At 71.0% G+C, this 7,061-nt stretch carries 6 protein-coding genes; 3 read left to right on the top strand and 3 right to left on the bottom strand.

Features of this window, described 5'->3' with window-relative positions; translation table 11 throughout:
* The first annotated feature begins 133 nt into the window (after window positions 1–133).
* Genes ACLQ28_RS20440 through ACLQ28_RS20430 form a run of 3 tightly spaced genes read left to right on the top strand, consistent with a single transcriptional unit; the run spans window position 134 to window position 2,061 of the window.
* Window positions 134–889, top strand: coding sequence for a hypothetical protein (locus ACLQ28_RS20440; protein WP_425687873.1), 756 nt, complete (start codon window positions 134–136; stop codon window positions 887–889).
* Between the two features lie 35 nt (window positions 890–924).
* The gene (locus ACLQ28_RS20435; RefSeq protein WP_425687872.1) at window positions 925–1,650 is read left to right on the top strand and encodes a hypothetical protein; all 726 of its coding nucleotides are present in this window, start codon (window positions 925–927) and stop codon (window positions 1,648–1,650) included.
* Window positions 1,651–1,689: 39 nt separating this feature from the next.
* The gene (locus ACLQ28_RS20430) at window positions 1,690–2,061 is read left to right on the top strand and encodes a hypothetical protein (protein ID WP_425687871.1); all 372 of its coding nucleotides are present in this window, start codon (window positions 1,690–1,692) and stop codon (window positions 2,059–2,061) included.
* A 244-nt stretch (window positions 2,062–2,305) separates the two neighbouring features.
* On the opposite strand, the gene ACLQ28_RS20425 is transcribed toward ACLQ28_RS20430, so the two are convergent.
* The 3 genes from ACLQ28_RS20425 to ACLQ28_RS20415 all read right to left on the bottom strand — a co-directional run bounded on the left by ACLQ28_RS20425 (window position 2,306) and on the right by ACLQ28_RS20415 (window position 6,986).
* Entirely contained in the window at window positions 2,306–4,498 is a 2,193-nt protein-coding gene (locus ACLQ28_RS20425) for a S8 family serine peptidase (RefSeq protein WP_425687870.1), read from the bottom strand.
* A gap of 363 nt (window positions 4,499–4,861) precedes the next feature.
* Window positions 4,862–5,644 (bottom strand): GNAT family N-acetyltransferase, encoded by a 783-nt coding sequence (locus ACLQ28_RS20420; RefSeq protein ID WP_425687869.1) that lies wholly within the window; start codon window positions 5,642–5,644, stop codon window positions 4,862–4,864.
* A 169-nt stretch (window positions 5,645–5,813) separates the two neighbouring features.
* Window positions 5,814–6,986: a hypothetical protein gene (locus ACLQ28_RS20415; protein WP_425687868.1), complete on the bottom strand. Its 1,173-nt coding sequence runs from the start codon at window positions 6,984–6,986 to the stop codon at window positions 5,814–5,816.
* Between the last annotated feature and the right edge of the window lie 75 nt (window positions 6,987–7,061).

The following is a 7,061-nucleotide window of genomic DNA, read 5'->3' as shown; positions in this document are numbered from 1 at the left end:
TGGCCCGGCGGAGCGATCCGAGGTTAACGTTGTCTCGGTGGTGCCGCGCACCGGCGCTGGCACGGTGTCCTGGCGGGCATTGCCGGCTGCACCCGTCGCGGTCCCCGGGCTGGCCGGGGTCGACGTGCCCGCCGTGCCCGCCGCGGCCGACGTCCCCGCCGCGGCCGACGTGCCCGCCGCGGCCGACGTGCCCGCCGCGGCCGACGTGCCCGCCTGGGTCGCTGAAGCGCCCGGCGCCGGCGGGTTGACCGAAGATGCTGGCGCGGACGGAGACTGCGGTGGCGTCGGTGCGGTCGAAGGCTGCCCCGGCGATGACGGCGACGTCACCACGGCCGAAGGCGAAGCCGGCGTCGACGACGACGACACCACCGCCGAAGGCGAAGCTGGCGTCGACGACACCACCGCCGAAGGCGAAGCCGGCGTCGACGGCGGCGACACCACCGCCGAAGGCGAAGCCGGCGTCGACGGCGACGGCGACACCACCGCCGAAGGCGAAGCCGGCGACGACACCACCACCGAAGGTGAAGCCGGCGTCGACGGCGGCGTCGGGGCAGTCGTAGTCGCCGGACTGGTCGAGGGACCCGAGACGTTGGGGGTTGTCCGAACGATCGGGGTCGGCCCGGTGGTGTCTTGGGTGGGTTCGCCCGACGGGAGTGTGTCGCCTGTGGTGGTTGGCGTGGGACGGCCCCCGGCAGGTAGCTCCGGGCCGGTTCTCGGGATGGCGGACGGGCCGGTTCCGGTCGTCGTGCCCCCGGTGTCTCCGGGCAGGCCAGGATCGGACCCGCCAGGAACGGACCCGCCCGGACCAGGCTCACCAAAACCAGGACCGCCAGGATCAGGCGCCGGGGCGCTGCTCGGAGGCAACGTCTTTTCAGGCAGGTCGCCCTGATTGCGGGTCTGGTTGCGATCCGCTGTGGCATCGGGATGGGTGATCTGGCGAAGTTTGCTGCCGCCGATGTCCCCCGCGCCCTCAACGGCACCGGAGAGCATGCCGGAGACGGCGGTGACCGGCACCGTACTCCACTGCCAGCCGTCTCCAGTGAGCATATTGAAGGTGCCCTCGCCGACGACCTCGACGGCCCCCTCGGACAAAACATTGTCGACGAACTCGTGCAACACGCTCCGATTGGCCTGATTGGCCACCGCATCCGCCGCGCTCCGGGCCCCGGAATCCGCCGCAGCGCCCAATGCCCCCTTGACCGCGCCCCCGGCCGCCGCTCCTCCGACGGCCGCGCCTCCGACCGCCTTGCCCCCGTCCGCCGCGCCCCCGGCCACCCCCCGCGCAGCATCCTGGACACGTTGGCTGGCCCGCCCGGCCGCATCACGGAGGAACCGACCGCTAAGCCCGCCGAGGACCCCGCCGGCGCCGCCCATCGCCGCACCGATCAGCCCGGTCCACGAGCCAACCGCTGCGGCGTTCTTCGTCAACTGCGAGTTCCAGCCGTGCTGGTGGCCCCTCCGTCGCAGCTCGGCTTGCGCGATCACGTCCATCAACACCTGCAGACCAACGCCGGCCACCTGACCGAGCGCCACCGCGATGATCAGGCGGGCCAGCCAGACCGCGATCTTGAACTTGTCGACCAGCAGCCTCATCGCCAGTTCTTCCAGGATGCCCGGATAGAACCAGGCGATCGCGGCGGCGATCGCTAGGGTGACCATCAGTTCGACGATCGTCAGGACGATCATGATTTGGGTGTAGTCGAGCTGGTTGGCGGTATCGTCCAGACCGTCACCCAACCGGCGGACGTACCGGGACGCGATCATCAGGTAGCCGTCGTCGCCGAGGTAGTCCTTCGACATGTCGACGAACGCCTGGCTGGATTGGCCCACCACACCACTGCTGATGCTGGCGACCGCGGCAGCGAGGATCGGTATGACGTCCTCCACGCCATCAGCGGCGTCGAGGTGAGCCTGTGCGATCAGACGCAGTTTGTCAGGATTGGTCGCGGGAAGTTCCTCGCCCGTGAGCCACTTGAGGAGTTCGGCGCCGCCGTCCGACATTTCAATGGCCATGACGAACGCCTCCTCCCGTCAAAGTCCCGAGGGCCACACCGTCCTTGACGGAATGGCCCTCACGCTGTCGCCGACCGGATCGGTTCGTGCCGCCTTCAACCCCTCCGGCCAGCCTCGTTCAGATCCGAAGAGTTTTACAGACCGGGAGCGGTTCCACCAGCCCTCAGGCCCGGAGCATTCTGCCTTTGACCTGCGATAACAGCGCGCCAGCTATCGCCCGTCTGGCCCAGGCCGACGGGACTCCGTGCGGTGGCGCCACCCGACCCTGTCCGGGTGGCGCCACCGCACCCGGTCACGGGGTCGGATGCTTTTTGGGACCGGTCCCTTCGTTCCCTGGCCGCAGTTCGTCACGGTCGTTCACCCCACTCGATGCGCCGGGTTTCGGCACGACGAGCGGTTCATTTGGCGCAGTGGCCGGGTCCGCCGCTGGTTCGGCTGCCGCGTCCACTTTGCCCAGGCTGCCCGCGTCCGGTACGCCATCCGGGTCACCGAGGCTGCCCGTCTTCGATGCGGCGCCGTCCCCACCTGGCGTATCCGCTTCCATCGGCACGCCGACGCGACCCACGGCGCGGGCAGTCGGCGGGGCCTCCCCTGCCGCCACTGCTGCCGCCGACGGGCGGCGGGCGAGAAGCGCGGCAGCCGCGAGCCCGACGACGACCACCATGGCGATGGTGAGAACGCGGATCGGACCCGGCCCGGACCCACCGTCAGCATCGAGGGGCCGCGCCTCCGAGGCGAGCACCATCGTCACGGCCGCGTTCGGGTTGATCATGCCCCAGCCGGTGACCGGATCCGGGTCGTCATGCCCGGCACGGTCTGCCGTCGACTTGATCCGTTGTACCACCTGGCCGGCGTCGAGGTTCGGGAACGCCGACCGGACCAGGGTCACCGCACCGGCCACGAAGGCGACCGCGTACTGCGAGCCACTGCTGGCGCGCAGGCCCGAGCCACTGACCCCGAGGCTGGCCACGTCGATGCCGGGTGCGGTCACGTCGACCTCGGAGGCGCGGTAGTTCGCCGCCGGTTGGCCCTCGGCGCCGACCCCACCGACCCGGAGCAGGCCGGGCATCCCCGGCTGTGGCGACGCGTTCGTCTCCGCGGTAGGCGCCGACGCCACCACCACGACGTCATGTTCGAGAGCCGATTCGATCGCGTCTCGGACGGCCGGGTCGGACAGGTCCACGTAGGACCCGAGTGCGACCACCTTGGCACCTGCGGAGACCGCGACCTCGATCGCGGTTGCCGCGTCAGCCGGTGCGGACTTCGGTGAGTTGTGCACCACCCGCAGCGGCAGGATCGTCGCCGCTGGCGCCATCCCGGCCATCTTGTTACTCGGGGCCGCCGTGCCGGGCGAGGCGGCGACGATGCTGGCCATCGCGGTGCCGGAACCGAGGCAGTCGGTGTTGCCCCGGCCGCTGCCCGTGGGGATGTCCGCGCCGACGGCGACCCGGCCGGACAACTCCGGCAGGTTGGCGTCGACGCCCGAATCGATGACCGCGACCAGAACACCCTCACCCTGGGTACGACCCCAGGCCTGGTCGGCCGCCATCCGCTCGTGTGCCCAGCCGGAGTTGGTGCTGGTCGACGGCGACACGGTGCAGTGCTCGTTCGGCGTCGGCTTCGCACCCGCGCCTGGGGTGCCGGTAACTGGCGGAGCCGCCGGGGTGGAGGCCGGTGGAGCCGCCGGGGTGGAGGCCGGTGGAGCCGCCGGGGTGGAGGCCGGTGGAGCAGCCGGGGTGGAGGCCGGAGCAGGTGGCTGCGCGGAAGCCGGCGGAGCCGCCGGAGCAGGTGGCCGCGAGGACGCCGGAGGAGCCGCCGGGACGGGTGCCTTCGTGGGAGCCGGCGCAGCGCTGGCCGGCGGGTTCGCCGGTGGTGCAACGCTCGCTGGTGGCCGGCTCGGCTGGGTGGCGGCGGGCGACTGCGGTGCTGACGAGCCACCGGCGGGGGGCTTCGGCGCCGAGGCTGCCACCGACGGCGCGGCACCCTGCGGTGACGGGGCGGCTGTTGCGGGTACGGGTGCCTCGGTGGGCAGCAGGCCGTACTGGACACCCTCGCCGACCGCGTCCCAGGGCAGCACCAGCAACCAGCCGGCGCGCAACTGCATCGAATCGGTCAGCGCCTGCCCGTCGGGCTGGATCCGGCCGACGTTGAGGTGGTAGATGTCCTTAGCCCGACCGGTGGTGCCGAGCAGCCGCCCGGCGATCTCCGTCAGGCTCTTCGCCCCCTGGTCGGCGGCGGTCACCGGGTAGTACTTGAGGTACTCGTCGCCGACGGTGTTGGTGGCCGTCGGCCGAGGCGTCGCCGCCGACCCACCGGCCGTCGTCGACGCGGAAGGGGTAGCCGCCGACGGCGTGGTGGCCACCTGGACCAACCAGGGTTTCGCCACCGCTCCTTCAGCCTGACCCGGCCTGGTCGTCTGCGTGAGCACCGCCAACAGTGCCAGACAACCCAGCACACTCGACCAGGCCCGTACCTTCGCCGTCACCGGCGGCCCCCTTCGCCTCGCCACACGCTCGTGACACGCCTTGTCGTTGAAACCGACAAGGCACCCGTTCCGACGACGCTGCAAACCGGCCTTCGGTTCAATTCCGGTGGGCCGCAAATTTGGAGACAGGCGCGGTCCGGCCGTTCGACCCTCCGACATGGGCGCTTCCGTGGCCGGGCCGGCCGTCGCTGTGACGGGTTCGGTCACCAGCACCGACCAGCACACGGCGGGTAGAGCCGCCAGTGCCCTGACCGGGAAGGTTGGCCGGGTTGGGTGGCACGCCGGGGCAACGTTGTCCAGGCGCGGCTGATGGCTGGGAGAGCCGGGAGGACCGTGCAGATTCCTCCCGGCTCTCCGCGGACCTCAGAAGGCGCTGAGCATCGTCCAGTACTCCGTCGTGCGGAATCCGACGCTCTCGAAGAAGGGCAGGGACGGCTCATCCGCGTGCAGGTACGCGGCCTGGGCGCCCGCCGTGTGACCGTCGCGGAGCATCGCCTCGGTGAGGGCACGCCCGTACCCCCGACGCTGGAATGCGGGAACCGTCGAGATGTTGGCCAGGCCGAGGTACTGGTCGTTGAGGAATGCGACTCCGGCCGACACGGCCTCCCCCCGGTCGTTCTCGGCCACGTACGCCGAGGTGCCGGCCCTGTCCAGCACGGCTGGCATGTAGATGGCGGAGATCATCTCCGGCGGGGCGCCGAATCCCGCGCTGAGTACGGCGGCGAAGATCGCGGCCTCGTCTCCCGACAGGCGACGTACCCGCACCTCGCTGACGGGTTCGGGCCGCGTCGGACCGTACCCGTCAAGCGACACGAGCATGAACGGTTGCTTGGACGTGGTGGTCAGGCCGTACCGCGTCGCCGTCTCCATGATCGCCGGGCCCGGCTCCCCGCGCAGCCGGATGCTCCAGGGCGCCGGCCCGGACTCCCGGTCGGCGACCTCCGCCAACGCGGCGATCTCGGCGGCATCGGGCGTGGCGGCGGCGCTGAGGATGGGATTCAGCGCCGGAACCATGGCGCGCGTCAGGGCGAGCAAAGTGCCATTCGCACCTCGCTCGCGGTATGAGCCGGGAATCGCCGCCGCCAGATCTTCGATGCCTGCCTGGAAGGCGAGTGCGGCCTTCGCGGTTGAATCATTCTCCGTCATCAGAACCCCCTGTTGTCGGTTGCGGGACGCCGATCCCCGCTGTTCAGGGTCCACCGTCCACGCGTTCACAGTTGGCACGATGCGCGGAAACACCGGAAAGTTCGAGGATCGGGCTATGGCCCCGGTCACCGATCTGGCCCTCCTCATCACAACGTTCCCGATCAGAGCACTAGTGCACGCGAGCGCTCTCCACCGACTCGGTCCGGGCCTCGTCTGGGCGAGCGGCATCGCCGGGCACCTCGGTGTCGTCGGCGGTGGCGACCTCGGTGGCCGCGGCGTAAAGCACCGACAACGCCCGGTGCAGCGCCACCGCGTCGACCTCGGGCGGAAGATAGTCGTTGGCCCGGATCTCGTCGAGCAGGTCGGGGGCGGGCGCCAGGCCGTAGCTCCGCAGGTAGTAAGCGGTCGCTTCGGTCCAGATCCACCGTCCGTCGGTCCGGACCACCGCCGGCACCACCTCCGGCCGCTCCGGATCGAGTACGTCGGGCGCGTGGTCCGGCGTGATCAGCAGTGGCACGCCCGCGTCGAGGTAGTCCGCGACGCGATCATTTTCGGCCTGGTCGAGCCGGGGGTGCGTCGGGTCGAAGCCGGGTTCGGCACCGGGTTCAGCGGTGTCGAAGACCGGCACGACGAGTGGTGCCTCCCCCGGTGTGGCCGTCCAGAGCAGCGCGGCGAAGCCGAGGGCGGTCCGCTGGTAGGGCGGCATCGTGTCGGGGTCTACAAAAGCCTCCACCTGCGGGTGGCTCTCCCCGGCGACGGCCAGCACGTCCTGAAGCTTGACGGCCAGCCCGGGAAGGGCTGTCTCATCATCGGCCTGAAGCAGGAACACCCGGCGAGCCTGCGGCTGCTGGATGCCCATCGACGGGAACCGCCAGACGCGCCAGAGCGCACGAACCGGGGCGTCCGTGGCCAGCGACGCCATCGCCGCGACAGCTGCGGCGTCGACCTCGTCCATCCCGCCCGGTCCGGTGTACGGCACCGTCAAATCGATGCTGTACGGGACGGCGGAGCCGTACTGCTCCAGCACCTCGGGGCTGACCGGCGCCGCCCCGTACAGCGGTTGCGAGGCGGCATCGGAGTGTTCGAGCGCGGCCAGCGCCTCGACGTCCTCGCCGGCGGCACGCAGGACGTCGGTGAGCAGCGCGGCATCGGCCTCGGTCACCGCGATCTGACCGGCGAGCGCGGCGAAGGCCACCGCCTGGGCGATCTCCACGAACTCGCCCTCGGCGAGCCAGCGTCGGGTCTCGACGATCAGCTCGTCGGGCAGCCGGCCGGCCATCCGCAGCAACAGTTGGTGGAAAGCGCCGGTCTGATCCGTCCGGCTCTCGGTTGTCTGGCTCATTGCAGCGCGTGGTCCTTCCCTCGGCGCGTCGAGCGGCACCGGACCCGACCGGAGCATCTCCGCGACGGGACAACG

The organism is Micromonospora sp. DT201 (assembly GCF_049841575.1).
Classification (GTDB): Bacteria; Actinomycetota; Actinomycetes; order Mycobacteriales; family Micromonosporaceae; genus Micromonospora.
The sequence above is the reverse complement of the archived record's forward strand: the minus strand, read 5'-3'. Positions and strand labels throughout refer to the sequence as shown.